This is a genomic window from Muribaculum gordoncarteri, assembly GCF_004803695.1.
GTDB lineage: Bacteria > Bacteroidota > Bacteroidia > Bacteroidales > Muribaculaceae > Muribaculum > Muribaculum gordoncarteri.
Genome location: NZ_CP039393.1, coordinates 2,171,469 through 2,195,544 on the forward strand (window position 1 = coordinate 2,171,469; position 24,076 = coordinate 2,195,544).

The following is a 24,076-nucleotide window of genomic DNA, read 5'->3' on the forward strand; positions in this document are numbered from 1 at the left end:
ACGGTGCTACAAAGATAGTAATAAAATTTGACACGTGCAAGCGTGCCAGCAAAAAAGATTCATGAAAATGCAACTGTCAAACTACCGAGCACATTGCTGAGATAACGCACCAGATATATGAGCGCCGCAGCTATGGCAAGACCGATTACAAGCCGCATGATGCGGTCGACGGTCCAATATCGGGATGAAACTTTTGATGGCATAAATAAATAGTCGCGTTAAATTATGTTATTTAAACAATTCCGCTCTCGCCACTGTTCACTTTCAAGGTTGCTTCAGTAATAATGGATGCCATTACCCCAAATGTGACAATTACTTCCAATATAATTATGTGAAAGTTTGGATAGTATTGAAATTATTACGTAAATTTGCAGTCGATTTTTTGCATAGGTGTGCCCATACGGCAAAAATACCGGCAAAACACTATAAACATTTACAATGATAACAATTACATTTCCTGACAAGAGCTCAAGGCAGTATGAAGCCGGCACGACTCCGCTGCAGATTGCCGAAAGCATAAGCCCGCGCTTGGCCCAAGACATTCTTGCGGCCACAGTCAACGGTGAAGAGTGGGACATAAGCCGTCCCATCAACGATGACGCCGAAATAAAACTCTTCAAGTGGGATGACCCGGAAGGCAAGCACGCTTTCTGGCACAGTTCGGCCCACCTTCTCGCCGAAGCTCTCCAAGAGCTTTACCCGGGCGTGAAGTTCGGTATAGGACCTGCCATTGAAAACGGATTCTACTACGACATCGACCCCAACGGTCACACCATAACAGCCGCCGACTTCCCCAAAATCGAAGCCAAGATGATTGAGCTCGCTCAAAAGAAAGAGCCTATTGTCAGAGCCGACATAGCCAAAGCCGATGCGATGAAAATGTTTGGCGACCGCAACGAGGAGTACAAGTGCGAGCTTATCAGCGAACTTGAGGACGGCCACATAACCACCTACACCCAGGGTGCGTTCACCGACCTGTGCCGCGGTCCCCACCTTCCCAACACCGCCCCCATCAAGGCTGTGAAGATAACTTCGCTTGCCGGCGCTTACTGGCGCGGCGACGAAAAGCGCAACCAGCTCGTGCGCGTCTATGGCATAACATTCCCCAAGAAGAAGATGCTCGACGAGTATCTCGTGCTCATGGAAGAGGCCAAGAAGCGCGACCACCGCAAGCTCGGCAAGGAGATGGAGCTATTTGCCTTCTCGTCAAACGTTGGTGCCGGACTTCCCCTCTGGCTTCCCAAGGGTGCCGCTCTCCGCGACCGTCTTGAGCAGTTCCTGCGCAAGATTCAGAAGCAGTACGGCTACCTGCAGGTAATCACACCCCACATAGGCAACAAGATGCTCTACGTGACCTCAGGTCATTATGCAAAATACGGCAAGGACTCATTCCAGCCCATCCACACTCCCGAGGAGGGCGAAGAGTACCTGCTCAAACCGATGAACTGCCCTCACCACTGCGAGATATTCAAGGCGTTCCCCCGCTCCTATCGCGAGCTCCCCTTGCGACTCGCCGAATTCGGAACGGTCTACCGTTACGAGCAGAGCGGTGAGCTTCACGGACTCACCCGTGTGCGCGGATTTACTCAGGACGACGCACACATATTCTGCGCCCCCGAGCAGATCAAGGATGAGTTCCTTAAGGTTATGGATATCATATTCTACATCTTCAAGGCTCTCAAATTTGACAACTACGAGGCTCAGATTTCACTTCGCGACCCCAAGAACAAGGAGAAATACATCGGTTCCGACGAGAACTGGCACCTTGCCGAGCAGGCCATCATCGAAGCTTGCGCCGAAAAAGGGCTGAAAGCCCGCACCGAACTTGGCGAGGCAGCCTTCTACGGCCCGAAGCTCGACTTCATGGTCAAGGACGCAATAGGCCGCCGTTGGCAGCTTGGAACAATTCAGGTCGACTACAACCTTCCCGAACGCTTCCAGCTCGAATACACCGGAGCCGACAACCAGAAGCATCGCCCCGTGATGATTCACCGCGCACCCTTCGGTTCGATGGAACGCTTCGTGGCCGTGCTCCTCGAGCACACCGCCGGACGATTCCCCTTGTGGCTCGCCCCCGACCAGGCTGTGGTGCTCCCCATCAGCGAGAAGTTCAACGACTACGCCTATCAGGTTGCAAAGGAGCTTAACGCCGCCGATGTAAGGGCAATTGTCGACGACCGCAACGAGAAAATCGGAAAGAAAATCCGCGACAACGAGCTTAAAAGAATACCTTATCTGCTCATTGTTGGTGAAAAAGAAGCACAAAATGGTGAAATTTCCGTAAGAAAACAAGGCGAAGGCGATAAAGGTACGATGAAAATTGCTACCTTTGCAGAATATTTGACCGACGAAGTCAACAATATGGTAAATCAATAAAACTACTGAATGGATAACAAACCTGGAAATCAGCCGCATCGCGGCACCCCGCAGCGTAAAGGAATGCCTCAAAAAGAGAAAGACCCTTATGCAATCAATGAACGCATCAGAGCCCGTGAGGTACGCCTCGTCGGCGACAATGTGGAACCGGGAATATACTCCATTCAGGAGGCTCTCCGTCTGGCCGAGGAAGAAGGTCTTGACCTAATCGAGATTTCGGCAAGCGCCAATCCCCCCGTGTGCAAGATTCTGGACTATCAGAAATTCCTCTACCAGCAGAAGAAACGCCTTAAAGAGCAAAAAGCCAAGTCAACCAAGGTGGTTGTGAAGGAAATCCGATTCGGACCCCAGACCGACGACCACGACTACAACTTCAAGCTCAAGCACGCTATGGAATTCCTCAAGGAGGGAGCCAAAGTAAAGGCCTACGTATTTTTCCGCGGACGCTCAATCCTTTTCAAGGAACAAGGCGAAGTGTTGCTGCTTAAGTTTGCAACCGCCCTTGAGGACTTGGGTAAGCTTGAGCAAATGCCGGTGCTTGAAGGCAAGAGAATGACTATCATGATTTCGCCCAAGAAAAAGTAATCGCAACCAATCAAAGCCGATTCAGAAATATTATATAAACTCGAATTAATTAAAAATTAAAGAAATGCCTAAGGTAAAGACTAATTCCGGTGCCAAAAAGAGGTTCGCCCTTACCGGAACAGGAAAAATCAAAAGAAAACATGCCTTCAAAAGTCACATCCTGACCAAGAAGACTAAGAAACAAAAAAGAAACCTCACCCACTTCTCTACAGTAGCTAAGGCTGACATCCACAATGTCAAGGAGCTGCTCGCAATGTAGTAGGCAGAGGACTCCGATGAGTTTCACCGTTTTTAATTCGTGATTTCTATAATCGTTATTATTAACCGAATGCACAGCTAAAAACCAAAGAGCAATTAAGCCGCTGACATTCAAAAAACATTTTACAAGATGCCAAGATCAGTAAATCATGTTGCTTCAAGAGCACGCCGAAAGAAAATCTTAAAACTCACCCGCGGATACTTCGGTTGCCGCAAGAACGTTTGGACCGTAGCCAAGAACACTTGGGAAAAGGGTCTTACCTACGCTTACCGCGACCGCAAGGACAAGAAGCGCAACTTCCGCGCTCTCTGGATTCAGCGTATCAACGCTGCCGCCCGTCAGGAGAACCTCTCCTACTCTAAGTTGATGGGACTTATCCACAAAGCAGGTATCGAGATCAACCGCAAAGTGCTTGCCGACCTCGCCCTCAACAACCCCGCAGCTTTCAAGGCTGTAGTTGACAAGGTGAAGAACGCATAAATAATTGCGACATCTTATAGAGTCAGGACATCATCCCGCCATCGGGACGGTGTCCTGACTTCTTTTTAAGACTCTCTGAATGACACGCATATCACGCACATCGTATCACAACGACTACTATTAGCCCCGTTTTGCTTGCAAATAATAATTATTGTACTTAAATTTGCATCAAACCATAAAAATCACAAATAATAACCGACAATAAACCAACATTAATTACATGGCAGTAAAATTCTACAAATCGGAAAATCAAGTACCCCTGGAAATGCACAAGGTGAGAGTGGTACAGAAACTCAACCTCTTGCCGGTAGAGAAGCGACTTCAGGCAATCCAAGGGGCCGGAAACAATACATTCCTTCTTCAAAACAAGGACATATACATGGACATGCTCACCGACAGCGGTGTAAACGCGATGTCGGACGAGCAGACGGCAGCAATGTTCACGGCCGACGACTCCTACGCGGGAAGCGAAACATTCAACCGCCTGCGCCGCGCGGTCAAGGAGGTGTTCGGAACCGAATATCTGTTGCCCGCCCATCAGGGACGAGCATGCGAGAACATTCTGGCCGAAGCATTCGTGAAGCCCGGCTCGGTGGCAATCATGAACTTCCACTTCACCACAACCAAGGCCCACATAACGCGCTGCGGAGGCGAAGTAGTCGAAGTGGTCGACAGCAAAGGTCTGCAGCCCCAGAGCGACGACCCGTTCAAGGGCAACTTCAATCTCGATGTGCTCAAGGAAACCATCGAGCAGTACGGCCCTGAGAATGTGGCATTCGTGCGCGTAGAGGCCGGCACAAACCTCATAGGCGGACAGCCCGTATCGCTCGAGAACATGCTTGCCGTGGCCGATGTGTGTCACAAATACGGCGTAATGAGCGTGCTCGACGCCTCGCTGCTTCAGGACAACGTGTACTTCATGAAGACCCGCGAAGCCCAGTGCAAGTACATGACAACAAAGCAGATATACCATCTGCTCGCCGACAAGATGGACATAATCTACTTCTCAAGCCGAAAACTTGGATTCGGCCGAGGCGGTGCCATCACCAGCCACAATGAGAGCCTCATGAAAAGCCTCATGGAGTTCATTCCCCTCTACGAAGGCTTCCTCACCTACGGCGGTATGGATGTAAGGTCGATCGAGGCCGTGGCCGTTGGCCTTTACGAATCGCTCGACATGGACTACATAAGCCAGGGTCCCGAGTTCATCCAGTACCTCGTAAAAGAGCTCGACGACTACGGAGTGCCCGTAATCAAGCCCGCCGGCGGACTTGGAGCCCACCTCAACTGCTCGGAGATACTGCCCGAGTTGCCCCACAACCAATATCCTGCGGCAGCCGTTGCAGCCGCGCTGTACATAGCCGGCGGTATCCGAGGCATGGAGCGCGGAACAGTGTCGGAGCAGCGCGAGCCCGACGGCTCGGAGCGTTATGCCGAGCTTGAGCTGCTGCGCCTCGCCATGCCGCGCCGAGTGTTCACGCTCAGCCAGGTGAAATACTGTGCCGACCGCGTAAAATGGGTTTGGGACAACCGCGACCTCATAGGCGGTCTGCAATGGACCGAAGAGCCCAAGGTGCTGCGATTCTTCTTCGGCCGCATGAAAGAGATAGGCCACTGGCAGGAGGACCTCGCCGAAAAATTCCGAATGGACTTCGGCGACAGCCTGTAACAATCCATCCACACACAGCAAGAGGCAGCTCATTCCGAGCTGCCTCTTGTCGCATACCGGCGGCATATTGCAAAATAAAAGGCGGAATGTCGACCGACAATCCGCCTGTGGTATCAATTTTAATTATGGGCCGTCCTTAGTGGGGCGACAGGCTCCAATGCTGTTTTTAGCGATAGTCCTTCAATGTCTGCTGCAAGCGCTGACGGGCGAAGAAGATGCGGCTCTTAACCGTTCCGAGGGGAAGATTCATCTTTTCGGCGATTTCATTGTACTTGTAGCCGGCAACGTGCATTGAGAAGGGAATGCGGTAGTCATCGCTGAATGAGTTGATGGCTGCAGTGATCTCCTTTGCGGCAACCGAACCTTCGGGAGTTTCAAAACCCGAATCCTGCGGAAGGTTGAGGTGATAGAGATCCTCGGTCTGATCCATGATTGTAGCCGAGCGAACGACCTTGCGGTAGTTGTTGATGAAGATGTTACGCATGATGGTGAACACCCATCCCTTGAAGTTTACATTGTCCACATACTTGTCCTCGTTGTCGAGAGCCTTCAAAGTAGTGTCCTGAAGAAGATCGTAAGCATCGTCACGGTTGGAAGTGAGGATATACGCAAAATTCAGTAGATTGCTTTGCAATCCGAGAAGCTTAGCTTGAAAATTAGTAGAACCCATAATTGATAATTTTTGATGTTGATGTTGTTTGATACATTTGCTACACAAACGTGTTACAAATCGATTACGATGCAAATATACGCAATATTTTTAATATGCAAGAATTTTGTGAAATATTTTTTAGTTAAAATGATAGATTTAACATTTTAGCACATTCATATCATTGATTATTAATATTTTATGATTTTATATGCCATGTTTCACTCTTGTTACATTGCATTACACATCCTGTCACACACCCCTAAATTCATGCCAAATGCCTGATAAGCACATAATTGTAACACGTTTGCAACATCTTAAAATTTCGTTACATCGGTGAACTTCCCGACAACATAGATGTTGCAATAAATAATGCGACATATAATAATGAGAAAGATAGAGTGTTCATAACCTAAATATATTTAGTATCTTTGTGTCGTATAAGTTTCAGTTCCAAATGAATTCACAGGAGAAACAAAGCTTGCTCGACAAGCGCTATCTACGCATGGCAAGAATCTGGTCGGAAAATTCCTATTGTCAGCGTCGCAAGGTAGGAGCCCTTTTAGTAAAGGACCAAATGATAATCTCGGACGGGTACAACGGCACTCCGGCCGGATTTGAAAACGTGTGCGAGGACGAAAACGGAGTCACAAAACCCTACGTGCTCCACGCCGAAGCCAACGCCATCACCAAGGTGGCCCGCATAGGCAACAGCAGCGAAGGCTCCACCCTCTACATCACAGCCTCGCCGTGTCTTGAATGTTCCAAGCTCATAATCCAGGCCGGCATCAAGCGCGTGGTCTACAACGACCTCTACCGCATACAGGACGGACTCGAGATACTGCGCCGCGCCGGAGTCGAATGTATCCACATAGCTGAAATAGATTGACGACACACCCACATTGATATATGAAGAATAGCAAAAACACAATCGCATGGATTCCGATAGTCATAGCCCTGTCGCTCATCGGGGGTATATGGCTGGGACTGCACTTCAGCACCAAGGTTTCGCACACATCGGGACAGCGGAAGCTCGACAACATACTCGGACTCATTGAAAGCGACTATGTCGACGAGGTCGACATAGACTCCATAATCGAATTGACCATACCCAAGCTCATGGCCAACCTCGACCCCCACTCTACCTATATTCCCGCGTCGGAACTTCAGGCAGTCAATGAGGACCTCGACGGCTCGTTCAGCGGCATAGGCGTGTCATTCACCATGCTCACCGACACCGTCACCATTAACGAGGTAATACCCGGCGGCCCCTCCGAGAAGGTGGGAATCATGCCCGGCGACCGCGTCATCACAATCAATGACTCGCTTGTAGCCGGTCAGGGAATCGTCAACACCGACATCGTGAAGATGCTTCGAGGCGAGAAAGGCACCACCGTTAATCTCGGCATAAAGCGCAACAACAGCAAAAATCTCCTTACATTTGAGGTTACGCGCGGCGACATTCCCGTGAATACGGTCGACGCCGCCTATCTCATAAATCCCACCACCGGATATGTCAAGGTCAACAAATTCGGACGCACCACCTACAGCGAGTTCTTCACCTCGCTCGTGAAGCTCAAGGCGGCCGGAGCACGCAACTTCATCCTCGACCTGCGAGGCAACGGCGGCGGATTCATGGAGATGGCGATAATGATGGCCAATGAATTCCTCCCGGCCAACAGCCCCATCGTCTACACCCGCGGACGCAACGACGACGATGAAAGCCGCGTGTTCAGCGACGGCACAGGATCGTTTATCGACTCCGAACTCGTAGTGCTCATCGACGAGTACTCGGCAAGCGCGAGCGAAATCTTCGCCGGAGCCATGCAGGACAACGACCGCGCACTCATCGTGGGCCGACGCTCATTCGGAAAGGGACTCGTACAACGACAGACAACGCTGCCCGACAGCAGCGCTATACGACTCACCGTGTCACGCTACCACACACCCTCGGGACGCTGCATCCAGAAGGACTACCAGCTCGGCAAGCGAGGCACCTATGAGCAGGAGATTCTCGACCGCTACGACCACGGCGAATTCTACAACTCCGACAGCATCAAGTTTAACAAGGATCTACAGTACACCACCGCAGGCGGCCGCACCGTCTACGGAGGCGGAGGCATAATGCCCGACTTCTTCGTGCCCAACGACACGGCCGGCATATCAAGCTACTACATCAACGTGCTCAACGCCGGACTGCTGCAACGATTTGCCTTCGAGTACAGCGACCGCTACCGCGAACGACTGAGCGCGGCCAAAAACGTAAACGAAATACTCGCCCTGCTCCCGCCCGACGACGAGCTGCTGCAGCTCTTTGTAAGCTATGCCGCACAGAACGGCATCCCGGCTCGATGGTACTACATCAACATTTCCCAAGGATTGATTGTTAATTACCTGAAGGCTTTGATTGCAAGCGACATTATCGGTCGACAAGCCTACTACGAGGTTGCCAACACAATCGACCCGGCATTCATCCAGGCGGTAACGCATCTCGAACAAGGCGACGCGGCGGTTCCGATAACAGCTCAAGGCAAAGTCAACTGACACAACACCCAAAAGCTGATTACGATGAAAAAGGAAGAAATACGCAGCCGCATAAAGGCTCACAAGGCACTTCTGTCGGAGCAAGAGCGTCGACAGGCTGCCGAGGCTGCATTCTCGATGCTTGAAAAGTCGGTAGCGTTCATGATGGCCGACAAGATATTGATGTACCACTCCCTGCCCGATGAGCTGTCGACAATCGACTTCATCGACAAGTGGCACACCCGCAAGCACTTCTTCCTGCCGCGTGTCAACGGAGTCAACCTCGATGTGCTGCCCTACGACCGCACCCGACTCCAATACGGCGCATTCCACATCGAAGAGCCCACAGGCGACGACATCGAAAACATCGACAACATCGAGCTGATAATCGTGCCCGGAATCGCCTACGACAACCGGGGCAACCGCGTGGGTCGCGGCAAAGGCTATTACGACCGCCTGCTGAGCCGCACCAAAGCCACCAAGATAGGCATAGGCTACGACTTCCAGCTCGTCGATGAAATCGACAGCGAGCCCCATGACATCACGATGGATATCGTGATCACCGACTCACGCATCATAAACATCAAATCACGCAACAAGCACAACGGCTGAACAAAATGGCACTGATATATTCCAACACTAAACTCTGCGATGTAATCAACAATGAGCCTTCGGTGATTCCCGTAATCAACCGATTCGGAATATATCTCGGCACGGGCGACAGCTCGATCGAGGCCGTGTGCCGCAATCACGGGCTCGACACCGAGTTTTTCCTCACCATCCTCAACACCTTCATCAACGAGAGCTACTTCCCCGAGGAAACGCTCATGTCGTTCAGCGCCCATGAGATAATCAGCTATCTGATAAAGACCAACAACTACTACACCAAGTTTCAGCTCCCCAACATACAGCGACATTTCAAGCTGCTGCTCTCGTCGAGCGACGGCAACAACAATAATCTCGAACTGATGCTGCGATTTTTCGAGGGGCTGAAAAACGACATAGTAAAACGCATCGACAACGACACCGCACAATGGTTTCCGGCAATCATCGCAATGGAAAACGGACAAGCCCCCTCGACGCCCTTGTGTCTTGACGACGAAAGCACCACGATAGAGGATAAACTGAGCGACCTCAAAAACATGTTTATCATGCACCTATCGGGCCAATACGACCTCAACCTTTGCTATGGCGTGATCGTTGCCATCATCACGCTTGAGAAGGACATCCGACAGAACAACAGGATACGCAACCGCATCCTGCTGCCCATAAGCCGCTCACTTCTTTCTCAATTAGACAAATAGCCGGTCATGACGGTCAACATAGTACTCGACAGCACTTTATGCGCATTGGGGCTGAAGTACATTCTCAGCGAATACTTCGACATCAACGCCAACATAATCGCCGACAACTCGACACCTGAAGCCGGCGACACTTCGTCGGTGCTCTACATCGTCACTCCGGCCCGCTACTGCGCCAATCTCGACTTCTTCATAGCACGCCGCTCGCGCTGCATCGTCACCGGTACGGCCGAGGGAATGCTCGACCCGGCAGCCGATGAATCGCAGATTGTCGACCGTCTGCGCCAACTGCTTAAAAGTCACGACAATTCACAGTCGGGCCAGGCAGCCACGCTGTCGCAGCGCGAAGTGGAGGTGTTGCGGCTTGTAGCGCTCGGACTGATAAACAAGGAGATCGCCGACCGGCTGAACATCAGCTTCAACACCGTGCTGTCGCATCGCAAGAACATCACCGCCAAGCTCGGCATAAAGAGTGTGCCCGGACTCAGCGTATATGCCATGATGAACGGCTATATAAGCGAGGCCGACCTCAACAACAAAACCAATCAGTCACGTTAAGCAAAAATATGTTAACACGTTGGCTCTATTATGCCAACTGTCGTAACTTTGCAAGCCAAACAAGTCTATAAATGATCTCGATAAACAACCTGTCAGTTGAATTCAGCGCCAAGAGCCTCTTTGACAACATCAGCTATGTCATCAACAAGAAGGACAAGATAGCCCTCGTGGGCAAGAACGGCGCCGGAAAGTCAACGATGCTCAAGATAATAGCCGGACTTCAGCACCCCACATCGGGTTCGGTGGCGGTTCCACAAGGCGTGACCATAGGTTATCTGCCTCAGCACATGACCATCTCCGACTCCTTGACCGTAATCGAGGAGGTGCGCAAGGCTTTCTCCTCGATCGACGAGATGCACGCGCGTTTCGACCGGCTTAACGAACAGCTTGCCTCGCGCACCGACTACGACAGCCCCGAGTACCAGAAGCTGATCGACAACATCACCACCCTCACCGAGCACATCGCCATGGCCGAAAGCGAAAACTGCGAGGCCGAAATGGAGAAGACCCTCATAGGACTCGGATTCAAGCGAAGCGACTTCAATCGCCCCACGGCCGAGTTCAGCGGCGGATGGCGTATGCGCATCGAGCTGGCCAAGCTGCTGCTTACGCGTCCCGATGTGCTGCTGCTCGACGAGCCCACCAACCACCTCGACATAGAATCGATCCAATGGCTTGAAAACTTCCTGATAACCAAAGCCAACGCGGTAGTACTCGTGTCGCACGACCGTGCGTTCATCGACAATGTTACCAACCGCACAATCGAGATTTCGCTTGGAAAGATTTATGACTACTCGGTCAACTACTCAAAGTATGTGGTGCTGCGTCAGGAGCGGCTCGAACAGCAGCGACGCGCCTACATGAACCAGCAGAAGCAGATTCAGGACACCGAAGAGTTCATCGAGCGTTTCCGCTACAAGGCCACCAAGTCGGTGCAGGTACAGAGCCGCATCAAGCAGCTGGCCAAGATTGAACGCATCGAGGTCGACGAGGTCGACACATCGCACCTCAACCTGCGATTCCCGCCTGCTCCCCGCTCGGGCGACTACCCCGTCATAGCCGACAACGTGGGCAAGGCCTATGGCGACCATCAGGTGTTTGACCACGCCACATTCACCATCAAGCGCGGCGAAAAAGTGGCCTTTGTGGGCAAAAACGGCGAAGGCAAGTCGACGCTCGTCAAGTGCATCATGAACGAGATTCCCTATACCGGCTCGCTGAAGATAGGCCACAATGTCAAGATAGGATACTTCGCCCAGAACCAGGCTCAGCTGCTCGACGGCGAGATCACCGTATTCGACACTATCGACCGCGTTGCCGTAGGCGACATACGCACCAAGATTCGCGACATCCTCGGCGCGTTCATGTTTGGCGGCGAGGCATCCGACAAGAAGGTCAAGGTGCTGTCAGGCGGCGAGAAGACCCGACTCGCAATGATACGCCTGCTCCTTGAGCCGGTCAACCTGCTCATTCTCGACGAGCCCACCAACCACCTCGACATGGGTACAAAGGACATCCTAAAGCAAGCCATAAAGGAGTTCAACGGCACGGTAATCGTTGTGAGCCACGACCGAGAATTTCTCGACGGGCTTGTCGAAAAAGTATATGAGTTCGGCGACGGCAAGGTCAAGGAGTGCCTTGGCGGAATCTATGAGTTCCTTGAAAAGAAAAAGCTGTCGTCGCTCAACGAGCTTGAGAAGTCGCAGCCGGCCACCCGTCAGGAGAGCGCAAAGGCTCCTGCTGCATCCGACAAGAAGGAGCGTACGCCCGAAGCCCCGGCCGATGAGAAGGCTGTGCGCAAGCTGAGCTATGCCGAGCAGCGCGAACGCGACAAGATGCTGAAACGCGCCGAGCGCAAAGTAAAGGACGCCGAGGAGGAGATAGCCCGAATCGAGCAGGAAATAGCCGATGTCGAAGCCCGCATATCGACCGGCGAGGTAGAGCCCGAGATATTCGACACCCACGCCGCGCTAAACAAGAAACTCGACAACGCCATGAGCCTGTGGGAACTTGCCACAATCGAGCTTGAGGATTTCAAGAAATCCTAAGACCCTTTCCACTCATGCCTGTTAAAGCGGTCTTCATTACCCGACCGCCCTACTCTATACGCTTCATGGCTGCCATGAGGCGTTTTTTTGTCAACAATCGATGAATATGCGCCCGATGCCCCTCCCTTGACCGCTGCGGCGGGGCGATTGGTCGTTGTGGCACCTGACTGCCCGGCACGAGGGTTTTGCACCGCACGAGGGGTCTTCTCGACCTTATCGGCAGCCGCTTGCCGCTCCATTGCGGCGAGGCGCTCAGCCTTCTTGCGCGCACGGTAACGGCGCTGATGCTCGCGGGCTATGCGACGACGCCTGATTGTGGGATAAATGATCATAAACAACGAGCGCACAAGGTCGTCCTTGATAGTGCCTATCAAATCGCTGTGGTTATGATTCTGGTAGTAATCAATCCAGTAGTATATCTCGCTGTGATAGTACACCGGTATCTGATTGATGGCATCGACCCAAAGTTGGTCAAACTTCAGCTTGTAGACTCTCTTGCTTTTCTTGGTTTCGTTGTTTTCCATGACATTATCTTTTTCTGCAAAGATAATGCGCCGAAGCGCCCGATTTCACCCCATAATGTCGCGAAGCCATTTAACATAAACAACAATTTGCAACGTACGGTACGTTAAAATGCGCTAATATCATCATACTAATCAATCACATTCAAAAATAAAATGTTATAGGATATATATAAAATATGGCATCTGCCAACGGTATTAATGATCAATGACACATGACATATCCCAAATATACATCATAACTAAAACTTAAAATTTCACTAAAATGGTCGACAAAGATTTCCGCTATGGCGATGCCAAGACTGACACATTCGGCTCAGATGCCATGTTACAACCCTCTCCGGTAGAAAAGATTCCTGACGGACCCACAACTCCCGAGATAGCTTATCAGATGGTAAAGGACGAAACATTCGCCCAAACCCAACCGCGTCTTAACCTTGCAACATTCGTAACCACCTATATGGACGAATATGCAACCAAGCTCATGAACGAGGCTATCAACATCAACTATATCGATGAAACCGAATATCCTCGTGTAGCCGTAATCAACGGCAAGTGTATAAACATAGTAGCCAACCTGTGGAACTCTCCCGAACAGTCCAAGTGGAAAACAGGAGCCGTAGCCATAGGTTCTTCCGAAGCTTGTATGCTCGGCGGTATCGCAGCATGGATTCGCTGGCGTGAGCGTCGTCAAAAAGAGGGCAAGCCGTTTGACAAGCCTAATTTCGTAATATCGACAGGCTATCAGATAGTATGGGAAAAATTTGCCCAGCTTTGGCAGATTGAAATGCGTACAGTGCCTTTGACTCTTGAAAAGACCACTCTCGACCCCGAAGCAGCAATTAAGCTTTGTGACGAAAACACCATCTGCGTAGTTCCTATCCAAGGTGTCACCTGGACCGGCCTTAATGACGATGTAGAAGCTCTCGACGCAGCTCTTGACGCTTATAACGCAAAGACCGGCTACGACATTCCTATTCATGTCGACGCCGCTTCAGGAGGCTTCATACTTCCGTTCCTTAACCCCGAAAAGAAGTGGGACTTCCGTCTTAAGTGGGTTCTGTCAATCAGTACTTCAGGCCACAAGTTCGGCCTCGTATACCCGGGTCTTGGTTGGGTAGTATGGAAGGACAAGCAGTATCTTCCCGACGTGATGTCATTCAGTGTCAACTATCTTGGAGCCGAAATACGCCAGGTGGGCTTGAATTTCTCTCGTCCGGCCGCCCAGATTCTCGGACAGTACTATCAGTTCATCCGCTTGGGCTTTGAAGGCTACAAGAATGTACAGTACAACTCGCTTTCAGTGTGCAAGTATATCCATGAGCAGATAGCACAGCGTGCTCCGTTTGTCAACTATTCACCTGATGTTCCCAATCCTTTGTTCGCATGGTTGATGAAGCCTGAATATCAGAAGACCGCCAAGTGGACCCTCTTTGACCTTCAGGACAAGCTTGCTCAGAAGGGATGGATGGTACCTGCTTATACAATGCCTGCCAATATCGAAAACATCGTAGTAATGAGAGTTGTGTGCAAGCAGGGCTTCAGCCGCGACATGGCCGACCAGCTTATTGCCGACATAGACTTCGCCGTCAATGAGCTCAACGCTTTGGAATACCCGACTCCAACACGTATAGCCATGGAGAAGAATGTTCCATTGACGGCCAAGACATTCAACCACACAGGACGTCCGGCACCAGCCGCTAAATAACTAATTCATTCAAGCCGCCGGTGACTATGGTTCATTCGACATGGTCACCGGCAACTTGATTAAAGCACATCCCCCGATTATGAACAAGACTATAACAGTTGCCCAAATCAGGCAGGCGGCACAAGAGGCCTTCGACGAGAGTCGCAATCTAAAAGGCGGAGCCAATGCCGATTATATTCCATATCTGGCCAACATAGACTCCAATCTGTTTGGGCTGAGCATAACGCTGCTCGATGGCCAGGTCATAAACATAGGCGATACCGATTACAAGTTTGGCATCGAATCAATATCAAAGGTTCCTACAGCCATACTCGCCATGCAGCAGCACGGCACGGCAACTGTACTTAAAATGATTGGAGCCGATGCCACCGGACTTCCGTTCAATTCGATATTCGCAATTCTGCTTGAAAACGACCATCCGTCGACACCTCTCGTCAACGCCGGGGCTATAACCGCCTGCTCGATGATCACCCCAAAAGGCGACTCTGACGCCAAGTGGAAAGCAATCGTCGACAACATAACCAAGCTATGCGGCTCAGCGCCCCAACTTATCGACGAGCTCTACAAGAGCGAAAGCGACACCAACTTCAACAATCGCGCAATAGCGTGGCTGCTCAAAAACTACAATCGAATATATGACGATGTACCCATGAGCCTCGACCTATACACGCGTCAATGTTCACTTGGAGTCACGACTTCACAGCTATCGGTCATGGCGGCCACAATCGCCAACAACGGATGCAATCCATTGACAGGCGACAAGGTTTTCGACCCCGACATCACTCCCAAAGTAACTTCCCTCATAGCCACCGTAGGTTTCTACGAACACACCGGCGACTGGCTTTATACCTCAGGATTGCCGGCTAAAAGCGGAGTGGGTGGCGGAGTGCTCGGAGTGTTGCCCGGCATAATGGGAATAGCCGCATTCGCTCCACCGCTTGACAGCGCAGGAAACTCCGTGAAGGCTCAGGCTGCAATAAAGTCATTTGCCAACAAACTCGGTCTTGGAATATTCAACGGCAATAACATCACTATTCAAAAATGACAACCTAACAATTAATTATATTCAATATGGCTAACTCTAATATTAAAGCGGTCGCTAAACTCGGCGTAGGCACCCTGATCATGTTGAATGTCGTAGCCGTAGTGTCACTTCGAGGACTTCCCGCCGAAGCTGAGTACGGCATCAGTTCCGCATTCTATTATCTTTTTGCCGCATTTGTATTTCTGATTCCTGTTTCATTGGTATCTGCCGAGCTGGCGGCGATGTTCCCCTATCAGCAAGGCGGTATGTTCCGCTGGGTGGGAGAGGCATTCGGCGAGAAGCTCGGATTTCTCGGCATCTGGCTGCAATGGATCGAAAACACCATCTGGTATCCTACCGTATTGACATTCGGAGCTGTGGCTCTGGCTTTCATCGGCATGAACCATGGCGCTGACTCTGTGCTTGCATCCAATAAGATTTACTCGCTCGTTGTTGTGCTTGCCATCTACTGGCTTGCCACATTCATATCGCTGAAAGGCATGGGATGGGTAGGAAAAATTTCCAAGATAGGAGGTATGGTAGGCACCATAATACCTGTAATCATCCTCACCATTCTCGGAGTGATATACTTGTGTGTGGGCGGTACTCCTCAAATGAATCTTCACGGCAACTTCATCCCCGACCTCTCAAAGTTTGACAACATCGTCCTTGCTGCATCAATATTCCTGTTTTATGCCGGCATGGAGCTGTCGGGCGTACACGTACGCGAGATTAAAAATCCTACCGTCAACTATCCTAAGGCCGTGTTCCTCGGAGCATTGATCACCGTGCTTATATTCATATTCGGTACATACGCCCTCGGACTTATCATCCCGGCAAAGGACATCAACCTTGTACAAAGCCTTCTTGTAGGATTTGACAACTACTTCAGCTATTTCCACATCAGTTGGCTTTCGCCCGTCATGGCAATAGCCCTCGTGTTTGGAGTGCTCGCAGGTGTTCTGACATGGGTTTCCGGACCATCCAAAGGTATACTTGCCGTAGGTAAGGCCGGTTATCTGCCCCCATTCTTCCAGAAGACAAATAAGAACGGCATTCAGCGCAACATCCTTCTCATTCAGGGAGGCGCAGTAACCCTATTGTCGCTGCTGTTTGTTGTCATGCCGTCGGTTGAAAGCTTCTACCAGATTCTGTCACAGTTGACCGTGCTCCTTTACCTTATAGCCTATCTGCTTATGTTTGCAGCCGCCATATATCTTCGCTACTCGATGAAAAAGGCGAAGCGCCCCTTCCGCATAGGCAATCACGGCAACTGGCTCATGTGGCTGGTAGGTGGCATTGGATTTGCAGGTTCACTCCTTGCATTCGTACTCAGCTTCTTGCCTCCGGGCCAGGTTGCCATAGGTTCAAATACGATTTGGTACTCGGTACTTATCGGCGGAGTAGTCATATTTGTTGTAGCACCGTTTATCATTCTGCGATTCCGCAAACCGTCATGGGTGGCAAAGGGATCTGACTTCGTGCCTTTCCATTGGCAGACCGACCCTGCTTCACAAGCCCGACTCGCCGAAGCCGAAGCTCAGTTCGAAGCATCAGAGGGAATCGCCGCGCCTACTGCAAAGCCTGCTGCTGATCCAACAGCAGAGCCCGACAAGACTTCAACAAAGTCATAAAACAATGAAATCACAGCAAGATACCGATGGATTCATCCATCGGCATCTTGCCTTTATTTATAAAAAGCTCTCCTTGATATGCAATTCAAAACAGGTACAGGCTCAACAGTTTCGGTGATGACGGCAATAGCCTTGTGGTCGCTGTCGCTCGGAGTTGACCTGCCGGGATTGGCGGTGACACCGATGCTTGACAGGTTGGATTCAATTTTCCCCAATGCCTCGGAACTTGAAGTACAGCTGCTTACCGTACTTCCCAATTTACTTATAATCCCCTTTGTGCTGCTTTCAGGACGGCTGTCGATGTCCAATCACAAGACCATTGTGATTACTACCGGTGTAGCTCTCTATGTCCTGTCGGCAATACTCTATATATTCTCCAACACAATGACCGAGCTGATAATCATCAGCGCGTTGCTCGGTTGTGCCTGCGGATTGATACTGCCATTCTCCACCGGACTTATAGCCAACGTGTTTACCGGCAGCTACCGAGTCACTCAGATGGGCATAGTGTCGGGTATCGGCAACGGAGCACTTGTAGTGGCTACCTTCATCGTGGGCCTCATAGCATCGATCGACTGGCACATGCCGTTTCTCGTCTATCTGTTGCCGGCCATATCGCTGTTTCTGCTCCCCTGGATCTACAAAGCTGCCGACAAGACCCCGGCTGCAACTATCGAGCCTGCACCTGTTGACGCGACCGATCCCCACAAAAACGAAGACAGCAAGAAATGGGACGGATTCTATATCATGCCCACTATAAAGCTGCTTGGAAGTTACTTCTTCTTCATCTATGTAATGAGTGTAATTCCCTACTACGGCCCTTACCTGATGACCCCTGACAAGCTAAGCACCACACAGATAGGTACGGTGATAGCCCTGCTCTATCTCGCAATGTTCCTTTCAGGTATATCGCTGATAAAGACACTGCGAATCGTGCGTGACAACACTTACTGGATTGCTTGCGCCACGATAAGCATAGGAATGCTCGCTTTCATTCTCGTACACTCGTTTGAGCTATACTGCCTCGGCGCACTGCTGGTAGGATTCGGAGTGGGCACACTTCAGCCTGTGATATACGACAAGGCCACCGAGATTGTCGACTCGCCCCGACGCATGACAATGGCTATGGCGGTGATTCTTACAGCCAACTATCTGGCCATATCGCTGCTGCCCATAATCAACGACTTCTTCGCACGGCTTTTCGGATGCAAGAGCAGCCTGATATTCCCGTTCCTATTCGCACTCGTGCTCATCGTAGCAGCAACCGGAGTAGCATTCTACAACCGCCGCGGCTTCATCTTCGGCATCCGCAACTCTTACTACAGCTAACCCCAAGCCCACCCCAAAACCGGACACTCCAAAGCGTAATATTTATCCTAAAATGCATATATTGAAGATATTCCGTGCGCAAGGTTTATGCCGAGATACCGCCCCCGGGTGGAATATTCGCTAACGCCGGTGGGGCGGAGCCTGATGCCCATAATCGGTGACATGATCAACTGGGCGCTATCAAACTTCGCCACAATTACGGCACGAACGAAGAAGCCCCTAAGATAAGGTTAGAAGAGAAAGGACTGTCGGTGACATGGCGAAATTGGCAAAAGATAGGTTTCGGCAACGGTGCGGAGCTAAAAAGGCGATTTTCCAGGCTCAATCTTTTGCAAGATAACAAAATTCAGCTACTTTTGCAGATAGCATAGCATCAATACATTCTCATATTTCAAAGCAGAACAAAAGCCATGATAAAATATAACAATACAGGCATCGTTTACGTATTATCCAATCGGGCAATGCCGGGTTTAGTAAAAATCGGTATGACCACACGCCCCGAGCTGGACGCACGCCTTAAGGAACTTTACACAACGGGAGTTCCTGTACCGTTTGATGTTGAATATGCCTGCGAAGTCAAGGCTTCCAATTGTGCCAAGATAGAGAAAGCTCTCCACACGGCATTTGAACCCAACCGCATAAATGCTAACCGTGAATTTTTCCAGATAAAAAAGGAACAAGCTATCGCGATACTTGAAATATTCAACGAGAAGGATGTCACGACCGAAGTAAGCGATGAAATGGACAACAATCTCAATCCCGACGATATAGCATCCAAGATCAAAGCTACTAAGCATCGTCCGCCTCTGAATTTCAGCCAGATGGGCATACCCGTAGGCAGTACCCTCACCTACAATGCCGATCCTTCAATAGCAGTAACCGTGATTGGGGACAAACGGATTGAATATCTCGGAGAAGAGATGTCGCTTACAGCCGTTACATCAAAACTATTGAACATCACATACGGCGTTCAACCTACACCGCGATGGAGCTTTAACGGCACTAATCTACAAGAAATCTACGACACCACCTACCCCATAGAAGAATAATTTTATCTAACTGGATGACAACAACTTATAGGTAAATCGTCCAAAAGCACACATATAAACATCAGAGAATTATCGACAAAAAGCGACATATATTGCTAAAGTATTATGTATAATTTGCATGATACTCACTTTTCTCATTTTGTATAGAGTACCACCATGTGAAGTGGTTGTTTCCATTTTGGGGAATCCTCGAAGTAATGGCCGGTGCATAAGCCGAATACCAGATAAATCAGTTTCTCAACGAATGTCGAATAGAACAAGTCGTTCTGCACAAAATCTAGCACCTTTCGTATGCCTCCTTCGTCTTTCACGCCTTGCAAACCGCCACCGCTGGCAGCGACAGTCTTACGATAGACCTCTAACGCGCCATCGTAGTCGATATATTTCAGTTCCTCACACATCGTCATCGGCTTGTTTTAGGCGTTTGAGGACTTCACGGTTGGCTTCAAGTATATTATCAAAGTCGATTGAAGCATCGCCTATAAACTTATCGAACTCGTCGGGAGTAACAGCGCGAAGATATTCGGCGAGATTTTCATGCCACGCATCGCGGAATGCCACATCACGGGATGCCATCTTTGATCTTGCGTCATTGATAAACGGTTCCATCATTGGAGCTGCAGCCAATTCGTCAATGATTACCTTTACCTCATCGATAGTAAGCTGCTTATTGCCGTTCTCGGAATATCGCTTCTCTATCTGATGAGCCACGCCATTCTCAAATGAGGATATGCACAACAGCACCTCGGCATATAGCGTGTGGCGCACATTCTCCTCGTTCTGCAGACGAAGGACAACTCGATATTCCTTTGCGTTCTCCCGGAATACAGCTTTATATATCAGGTCGGTTATCTGCTCGTACTTGTAGGTCGGAATTCCGTCCACATACTTGCCTACCGCCTGAGTAAAGTTCTTGCGGTAGTTCTCGCTCTTTATTGCAGTAGGAAGATTGTTGCGGTCGCGCCAATTGATATATTTGGTGCCTCCTCCAGCGCGTCCATTGATTGTGGCAATGACAATATCAAGTATGCGTGTGCGAAGCTGCTTGGCTCTCTCACTTTCCGTGAGAAGCATCCCTATGTTCAGAAATGCCCGGAATGTGAATACACCTAACTTTCGGACTTTGTTAGGGACATTAATGTCCCCATCAAAATGCAATCTTATTTCTTTCAGTGAGTTACCCTGACTTAAAAAAATAGCCGTTAGCCCGAAGTTCATCCCCATGTTCCTGAACGTAACGCTTAATGGTTCTCTCATCCACCCCATAGAAATCCGCTACCATTTTAGTGGTGAAAAGCAGTTGGTCGTGGAAGCGCAGGCCGTTGACATCCAAGTTCTCCTGAATGGCTTGAAGGGCATAATTGTTGTTCAACACGTTCTGCCGCTCGATATTTGATACAGTCAAGTCGTTCATATTACAAATATAACACTTTTATTTTGATTATCAGATATGTGCATTCCGTTTTGCCGGCAAGATTCTTCAGTTACTCGCTGCGACCGATCACTCATGCTCACGCATAACCATCGATTCACAATGTTGTTACAATTTCATTTATACCTACACGCAATTAAACAAATAGTGACTTCAAGCGTCTATATAATATAACGTAATACACTAACATTAACCCATTAAACCAAATTATTGAAATGAAAATCATCAATCGTGCTGTTCCGGCCCTGTTGATTGCGCTCGGAATCTTCTTCTTGGGAATTTTCATCAAAGCAGGTATCGATAACTTCGCCAATCGCGACAGAGTAATAGCCGTGCGCGGCCTTGCCGAAAAAGAAGTGATGGCCAACAAGGTGACCTGGCCCATCGTGTGCAAGGAAGTAGGCAACGATCTTCCCGCCATCTACGACAAAATCACCAAAACCAACGACGCTCTTACCCGCTTCCTCACATCCAACGGAATTTCCCAGGATGAAATCTCAATCAATCCGCCCGAAATCATAGACCTGCAGGCCGAACGCTATGGAAGCCGTGACTTCGCCTATCGCTACAACGTGACATCGGTAGTTGTCGTGACATCAAAGAATGTAGAGAAAGTCAATGAACTCATAAAGCGTCAAACCGAACTGCTCAAGCAAGGAATCGCCATAACCGCAGGCGACTACAACTACCAGACGCTCTACGAATACACCGACCTCAACTCGATCAAGCCCGAAATGATTGCCGAGGCCACACACAACGCACGTGAGGCCGCCAACAAATTCGCTGCCGACTCCCACAGCAACATCGGCAAAATAAAGACCGCCAACCAAGGCCAATTCTCAATCGAGAACCGCGACCCCTACACTCCCTATATAAAGAATGTACGTGTCGTTTCGACCATAGTGTTTTACATAGAAGACTAAAACGTAAAGGAAACATGCACTCCCGGCAGGATTTACTCCTCCCCGGGAGTGTTTCATTTAAGCGGAACCGCAAACTCGCCACGCCATCGGCATTTCAGCCATGCACTATAGTCACCGTCGACAATCGACATCCTCCGACACAGTTTCGTGAACGTAGATTTCCATTTTACACAGTTAATGCGTATCTTTACGGAAAATTTTAGTATCACGACTAAAAACAACATTTTCAGCAAGAACTATGTATAGGACTAACACCTGCGGAGAGCTTCGTCTTGCCGATGCCGGTAAAAAAGTGACACTGGCCGGATGGGTACAGCGTGTCCGCAAAATGGGCGGTATGACATTCGTTGATGTACGCGACCGCTACGGAATAACTCAAGTTGTGTTCAACAACGACACCGACGCATCGCTATGCGAAGCAGCCAATCATCTGGGACGAGAGTACGTTGTGCAGATAACGGGCACCGTTGCCGAACGTTCAAGCAAGAACCCCAACATTCCCACCGGCGACATCGAAATCATCGCCGAAAATCTTAACATACTCAATAAGTCGGAAGTGCCTCCGTTCACAATCGAGGACGACACCGACGGCGGCGACGACCTGCGCATGAAGTTCCGTTATCTCGACCTTCGTCGCAACTGCGTTCGCAAAAACCTCGAGCTGCGTCACAAAATGACGATGGAAGTGCGCCGTTATCTCGACGGCAAGGGATTCCTCGAAATCGAAACACCGATGCTCGTAGGCTCCACTCCCGAAGGTGCGCGTGACTTCGTAGTGCCCTCGCGCATGAATCAGGGACAGTTCTATGCCCTGCCCCAGTCGCCGCAAACCCTGAAGCAGCTTCTCATGGTTTCGGGCATGGATCGATACTTCCAGATTGTAAAATGCTTCCGCGACGAAGACCTGCGAGCCGACCGCCAGCCCGAGTTCACTCAGATCGACTGCGAGATGAGCTACGTTGAGCAGGACGACATCATCAACCTCTTCGAGGGCATGGCCAAGCACCTCTTCAAGGAGTTGCGCGGCGTAGAGCTCACCGAGCCCTTCCCGAGAATGCCCTGGGCCGATGCAATGAAATATTATGGCAGCGACAAGCCCGACACCCGCTTCGGCATGAAGTTTGTCGAGTTGATGGACATCATGAAAGGCCACGGATTCGGCGTGTTTGACAATGCCGAATACATCGGCGGCATCTGTGCCGAAGGCGCAGCCCATTATACCCGCAAGCAGCTCGACCAGCTCACCGAATACGTAAAGCGTCCGCAAATCGGCGCAAAGGGCATGGTCTATGCACGCGTGGAGGCCGACGGCAATGTCAAGTCAAGCGTCGACAAGTTCTATTCGCAGGAAGTACTTCAGCAGATGAAAGCCGCATTCAACGCCAAGCCCGGCGACCTCATCCTCATCCTCAGCGGCGATGACGCAATGAAGACCCGCAAGCAGCTGTCGGAACTGCGCCTCGAAATGGGACGCCAGCTCGGCCTGCGCGACAAGAATAAATTCTCATGCCTCTGGGTAGTCGACTTCCCCATGTTTGAGTGGAGCGACGAGGAGCAGCGTCTTATGGCCATGCACCACCCGTTCACCCACCCCAAGGACGAGGACATACCCCTTCTCGACACCGATCCCGCAGCCGTGCGCGCCGATGCCTACGACATGGTAATCAACGGTGTAGAGGTGGGCGGAGGCTCAATCCGTATCCACGACAGCCAGCTGCAAGCCAAGATGTTTGAGATACTCGGCTTCACACCCGAGCGCGCACAGGAGCAATTCGGCTTCCTCATGAACGCCTTCAAGTACGGCGCACCCCCTCACGGAGGTCTTGCCTACGGTCTTGACCGCTGGGTATCGCTGTTTGCCGGCCTTGACAGCATCCGCGACTGCATCGCATTCCCCAAGAACAATTCAGGACGCGATGTCATGCTCGACGCTCCGGCTCCTCTCGACCAGAAGCAGCTTGACGAGCTCGCGCTGTCAATCGACATTCCCGAGAAAAATTAATCGGCC

23 protein-coding genes and 1 pseudogene are annotated in these 24,076 nt (G+C 50.4%); 19 read left to right on the forward strand and 5 right to left on the reverse strand.

Annotated features, from left to right (window positions below):
- Positions 1-59: 59 nt before the first annotated feature.
- A complete protein-coding gene (locus E7746_RS15135) occupies positions 60-203 on the reverse strand; it encodes a hypothetical protein (protein WP_168184357.1) in 144 nt (47 codons plus the stop codon).
- Positions 204-438: 235 nt separating this feature from the next.
- Between E7746_RS15135 and thrS the strand changes: the two genes are divergently transcribed.
- From thrS to E7746_RS09665, 5 genes are all read left to right on the forward strand, one after another.
- Positions 439-2,376 (forward strand): threonine--tRNA ligase, encoded by a 1,938-nt coding sequence (gene thrS / locus E7746_RS09645; protein WP_136410664.1) that lies wholly within the window; start codon positions 439-441, stop codon positions 2,374-2,376.
- 63 nt (positions 2,377-2,439) lie between these two features.
- Positions 2,440-2,961, forward strand: coding sequence for a translation initiation factor IF-3 (gene infC / locus E7746_RS09650; RefSeq protein WP_123396515.1), 522 nt, complete (start codon positions 2,440-2,442; stop codon positions 2,959-2,961).
- A 64-nt stretch (positions 2,962-3,025) separates the two neighbouring features.
- Positions 3,026-3,220 (forward strand): 50S ribosomal protein L35, encoded by a 195-nt coding sequence (gene rpmI, locus E7746_RS09655; RefSeq protein ID WP_123396262.1) that lies wholly within the window; start codon positions 3,026-3,028, stop codon positions 3,218-3,220.
- Positions 3,221-3,349: 129 nt separating this feature from the next.
- On the forward strand, positions 3,350-3,700 hold the full coding sequence (gene rplT / locus E7746_RS09660) for a 50S ribosomal protein L20 (protein ID WP_123396261.1): 351 nt from the start codon (positions 3,350-3,352) through the stop codon (positions 3,698-3,700).
- Positions 3,701-3,920: 220 nt separating this feature from the next.
- Entirely contained in the window at positions 3,921-5,369 is a 1,449-nt protein-coding gene (locus E7746_RS09665) for a tryptophanase (protein WP_136410665.1), read from the forward strand.
- A 166-nt stretch (positions 5,370-5,535) separates the two neighbouring features.
- Here E7746_RS09665 and E7746_RS09670 read toward each other — a convergent pair whose 3' ends face one another.
- On the reverse strand, positions 5,536-6,039 hold the full coding sequence (locus E7746_RS09670; protein WP_123396259.1) for an RNA polymerase sigma factor: 504 nt from the start codon (positions 6,037-6,039) through the stop codon (positions 5,536-5,538).
- A 436-nt stretch (positions 6,040-6,475) separates the two neighbouring features.
- On the opposite strand from E7746_RS09670, the gene E7746_RS09675 reads away from it, so the two are divergent.
- From E7746_RS09675 to E7746_RS09700, 6 genes are all read left to right on the forward strand, one after another.
- Positions 6,476-6,907 (forward strand): dCMP deaminase family protein, encoded by a 432-nt coding sequence (locus tag E7746_RS09675; RefSeq protein ID WP_136410666.1) that lies wholly within the window; start codon positions 6,476-6,478, stop codon positions 6,905-6,907.
- Between the two features lie 20 nt (positions 6,908-6,927).
- A complete protein-coding gene (locus E7746_RS09680; RefSeq protein ID WP_136410667.1) occupies positions 6,928-8,562 on the forward strand; it encodes a S41 family peptidase in 1,635 nt (544 codons plus the stop codon).
- 24 nt (positions 8,563-8,586) lie between these two features.
- Positions 8,587-9,153 (forward strand): 5-formyltetrahydrofolate cyclo-ligase, encoded by a 567-nt coding sequence (locus E7746_RS09685; protein ID WP_136410668.1) that lies wholly within the window; start codon positions 8,587-8,589, stop codon positions 9,151-9,153.
- Positions 9,154-9,158: 5 nt separating this feature from the next.
- Positions 9,159-9,845: a helix-turn-helix transcriptional regulator gene (locus E7746_RS09690; RefSeq protein ID WP_136410669.1), complete on the forward strand. Its 687-nt coding sequence runs from the start codon at positions 9,159-9,161 to the stop codon at positions 9,843-9,845.
- A gap of 6 nt (positions 9,846-9,851) precedes the next feature.
- Positions 9,852-10,400 carry a LuxR C-terminal-related transcriptional regulator gene (locus tag E7746_RS09695; protein ID WP_136410670.1) on the forward strand — a complete coding sequence of 183 codons (549 nt, stop codon included), beginning with the start codon at positions 9,852-9,854 and terminating at the stop codon, positions 10,398-10,400.
- Positions 10,401-10,471: 71 nt separating this feature from the next.
- Positions 10,472-12,448, forward strand: a complete 1,977-nt coding sequence (locus E7746_RS09700) for an ABC-F family ATP-binding cassette domain-containing protein (RefSeq protein WP_136410671.1) — start codon at positions 10,472-10,474, stop codon at positions 12,446-12,448.
- Here the strand turns inward: E7746_RS09700 and E7746_RS09705 are convergent.
- Entirely contained in the window at positions 12,445-12,972 is a 528-nt protein-coding gene (locus E7746_RS09705; RefSeq protein ID WP_136410672.1) for a hypothetical protein, read from the reverse strand. The two genes, E7746_RS09700 and E7746_RS09705, sit on opposite strands and share 4 nt — an antisense overlap.
- Positions 12,973-13,234: 262 nt before the next feature.
- On the opposite strand from E7746_RS09705, the gene E7746_RS09710 reads away from it, so the two are divergent.
- The 6 genes from E7746_RS09710 (at position 13,235) to E7746_RS09735 (ending at position 19,713) form a co-directional block, all read left to right on the forward strand.
- Positions 13,235-14,677, forward strand: a complete 1,443-nt coding sequence (locus E7746_RS09710; protein ID WP_136410673.1) for a glutamate decarboxylase — start codon at positions 13,235-13,237, stop codon at positions 14,675-14,677.
- 79 nt (positions 14,678-14,756) lie between these two features.
- Positions 14,757-15,722: a glutaminase A gene (gene glsA / locus E7746_RS09715; protein WP_136410674.1), complete on the forward strand. Its 966-nt coding sequence runs from the start codon at positions 14,757-14,759 to the stop codon at positions 15,720-15,722.
- Positions 15,723-15,748: 26 nt separating this feature from the next.
- Positions 15,749-17,335, forward strand: a complete 1,587-nt coding sequence (gene gadC / locus E7746_RS09720; protein ID WP_136410675.1) for a putative glutamine/gamma-aminobutyrate antiporter GadC — start codon at positions 15,749-15,751, stop codon at positions 17,333-17,335.
- Between the two features lie 78 nt (positions 17,336-17,413).
- Complete coding sequence (locus E7746_RS09725; protein ID WP_136410676.1) at positions 17,414-18,664, forward strand: MFS transporter; 1,251 nt, start codon at positions 17,414-17,416, stop codon at positions 18,662-18,664.
- A gap of 87 nt (positions 18,665-18,751) precedes the next feature.
- Entirely contained in the window at positions 18,752-18,892 is a 141-nt protein-coding gene (locus E7746_RS09730) for a winged helix-turn-helix transcriptional regulator (protein WP_238337168.1), read from the forward strand.
- A gap of 182 nt (positions 18,893-19,074) precedes the next feature.
- Positions 19,075-19,713, forward strand: coding sequence for a GIY-YIG nuclease family protein (locus tag E7746_RS09735; protein ID WP_136410677.1), 639 nt, complete (start codon positions 19,075-19,077; stop codon positions 19,711-19,713).
- 134 nt (positions 19,714-19,847) lie between these two features.
- Here E7746_RS09735 and E7746_RS09740 read toward each other — a convergent pair whose 3' ends face one another.
- Together E7746_RS09740 and E7746_RS09745 are read right to left on the reverse strand one after the other, a co-directional pair.
- A complete protein-coding gene (locus E7746_RS09740) occupies positions 19,848-20,114 on the reverse strand; it encodes a hypothetical protein (protein ID WP_136410678.1) in 267 nt (88 codons plus the stop codon).
- Positions 20,107-21,127, reverse strand: a pseudogene (locus E7746_RS09745) (DNA-binding protein). Before E7746_RS09745 ends, E7746_RS09740 begins: the two are co-directional and overlap by 8 nt.
- Positions 21,128-21,360: 233 nt before the next feature.
- Between E7746_RS09745 and E7746_RS09750 the strand changes: the two are divergent.
- Together E7746_RS09750 and aspS are read left to right on the forward strand one after the other, a co-directional pair.
- The gene (locus E7746_RS09750; protein ID WP_369698984.1) at positions 21,361-22,068 is read left to right on the forward strand and encodes an SIMPL domain-containing protein; all 708 of its coding nucleotides are present in this window, start codon (positions 21,361-21,363) and stop codon (positions 22,066-22,068) included.
- A gap of 238 nt (positions 22,069-22,306) precedes the next feature.
- Positions 22,307-24,070 (forward strand): aspartate--tRNA ligase, encoded by a 1,764-nt coding sequence (gene aspS / locus E7746_RS09755; protein WP_136410679.1) that lies wholly within the window; start codon positions 22,307-22,309, stop codon positions 24,068-24,070.
- The last annotated feature ends 6 nt before the right edge of the window (positions 24,071-24,076 follow it).

What these genes read in the sequence shown, in the direction of transcription:
- E7746_RS09695 (WP_136410670.1), top strand. Translation starts at nt 9,852, where the DNA reads ATGACGGTCAACATAGTACTCGACAGCACTTTATGCGCATTGGGGCTG.
- E7746_RS09685 (WP_136410668.1), top strand. Translation starts at nt 8,587, where the DNA reads ATGAAAAAGGAAGAAATACGCAGCCGCATAAAGGCTCACAAGGCACTT.
- gadC (WP_136410675.1), top strand. Translation starts at nt 15,749, where the DNA reads ATGGCTAACTCTAATATTAAAGCGGTCGCTAAACTCGGCGTAGGCACC.
- thrS (WP_136410664.1), top strand. Translation starts at nt 439, where the DNA reads ATGATAACAATTACATTTCCTGACAAGAGCTCAAGGCAGTATGAAGCC.
- E7746_RS09730 (WP_238337168.1), top strand. Translation starts at nt 18,752, where the DNA reads ATGCCGAGATACCGCCCCCGGGTGGAATATTCGCTAACGCCGGTGGGG.
- E7746_RS09700 (WP_136410671.1), top strand. Translation starts at nt 10,472, where the DNA reads ATGATCTCGATAAACAACCTGTCAGTTGAATTCAGCGCCAAGAGCCTC.
- E7746_RS09740 (WP_136410678.1), bottom strand. Translation starts at nt 20,114, where the DNA reads ATGTGTGAGGAACTGAAATATATCGACTACGATGGCGCGTTAGAGGTC.
- rplT (WP_123396261.1), top strand. Translation starts at nt 3,350, where the DNA reads ATGCCAAGATCAGTAAATCATGTTGCTTCAAGAGCACGCCGAAAGAAA.
- glsA (WP_136410674.1), top strand. Translation starts at nt 14,757, where the DNA reads ATGAACAAGACTATAACAGTTGCCCAAATCAGGCAGGCGGCACAAGAG.
- infC (WP_123396515.1), top strand. Translation starts at nt 2,440, where the DNA reads ATGCCTCAAAAAGAGAAAGACCCTTATGCAATCAATGAACGCATCAGA.
- E7746_RS15135 (WP_168184357.1), bottom strand. Translation starts at nt 203, where the DNA reads ATGCCATCAAAAGTTTCATCCCGATATTGGACCGTCGACCGCATCATG.
- E7746_RS09665 (WP_136410665.1), top strand. Translation starts at nt 3,921, where the DNA reads ATGGCAGTAAAATTCTACAAATCGGAAAATCAAGTACCCCTGGAAATG.
- E7746_RS09705 (WP_136410672.1), bottom strand. Translation starts at nt 12,972, where the DNA reads ATGGAAAACAACGAAACCAAGAAAAGCAAGAGAGTCTACAAGCTGAAG.
- aspS (WP_136410679.1), top strand. Translation starts at nt 22,307, where the DNA reads ATGTATAGGACTAACACCTGCGGAGAGCTTCGTCTTGCCGATGCCGGT.
- E7746_RS09750 (WP_369698984.1), top strand. Translation starts at nt 21,361, where the DNA reads ATGAAAATCATCAATCGTGCTGTTCCGGCCCTGTTGATTGCGCTCGGA.
- E7746_RS09690 (WP_136410669.1), top strand. Translation starts at nt 9,159, where the DNA reads ATGGCACTGATATATTCCAACACTAAACTCTGCGATGTAATCAACAAT.
- rpmI (WP_123396262.1), top strand. Translation starts at nt 3,026, where the DNA reads ATGCCTAAGGTAAAGACTAATTCCGGTGCCAAAAAGAGGTTCGCCCTT.
- E7746_RS09680 (WP_136410667.1), top strand. Translation starts at nt 6,928, where the DNA reads ATGAAGAATAGCAAAAACACAATCGCATGGATTCCGATAGTCATAGCC.
- E7746_RS09710 (WP_136410673.1), top strand. Translation starts at nt 13,235, where the DNA reads ATGGTCGACAAAGATTTCCGCTATGGCGATGCCAAGACTGACACATTC.
- E7746_RS09735 (WP_136410677.1), top strand. Translation starts at nt 19,075, where the DNA reads ATGATAAAATATAACAATACAGGCATCGTTTACGTATTATCCAATCGG.
- E7746_RS09675 (WP_136410666.1), top strand. Translation starts at nt 6,476, where the DNA reads ATGAATTCACAGGAGAAACAAAGCTTGCTCGACAAGCGCTATCTACGC.
- E7746_RS09725 (WP_136410676.1), top strand. Translation starts at nt 17,414, where the DNA reads ATGCAATTCAAAACAGGTACAGGCTCAACAGTTTCGGTGATGACGGCA.
- E7746_RS09670 (WP_123396259.1), bottom strand. Translation starts at nt 6,039, where the DNA reads ATGGGTTCTACTAATTTTCAAGCTAAGCTTCTCGGATTGCAAAGCAAT.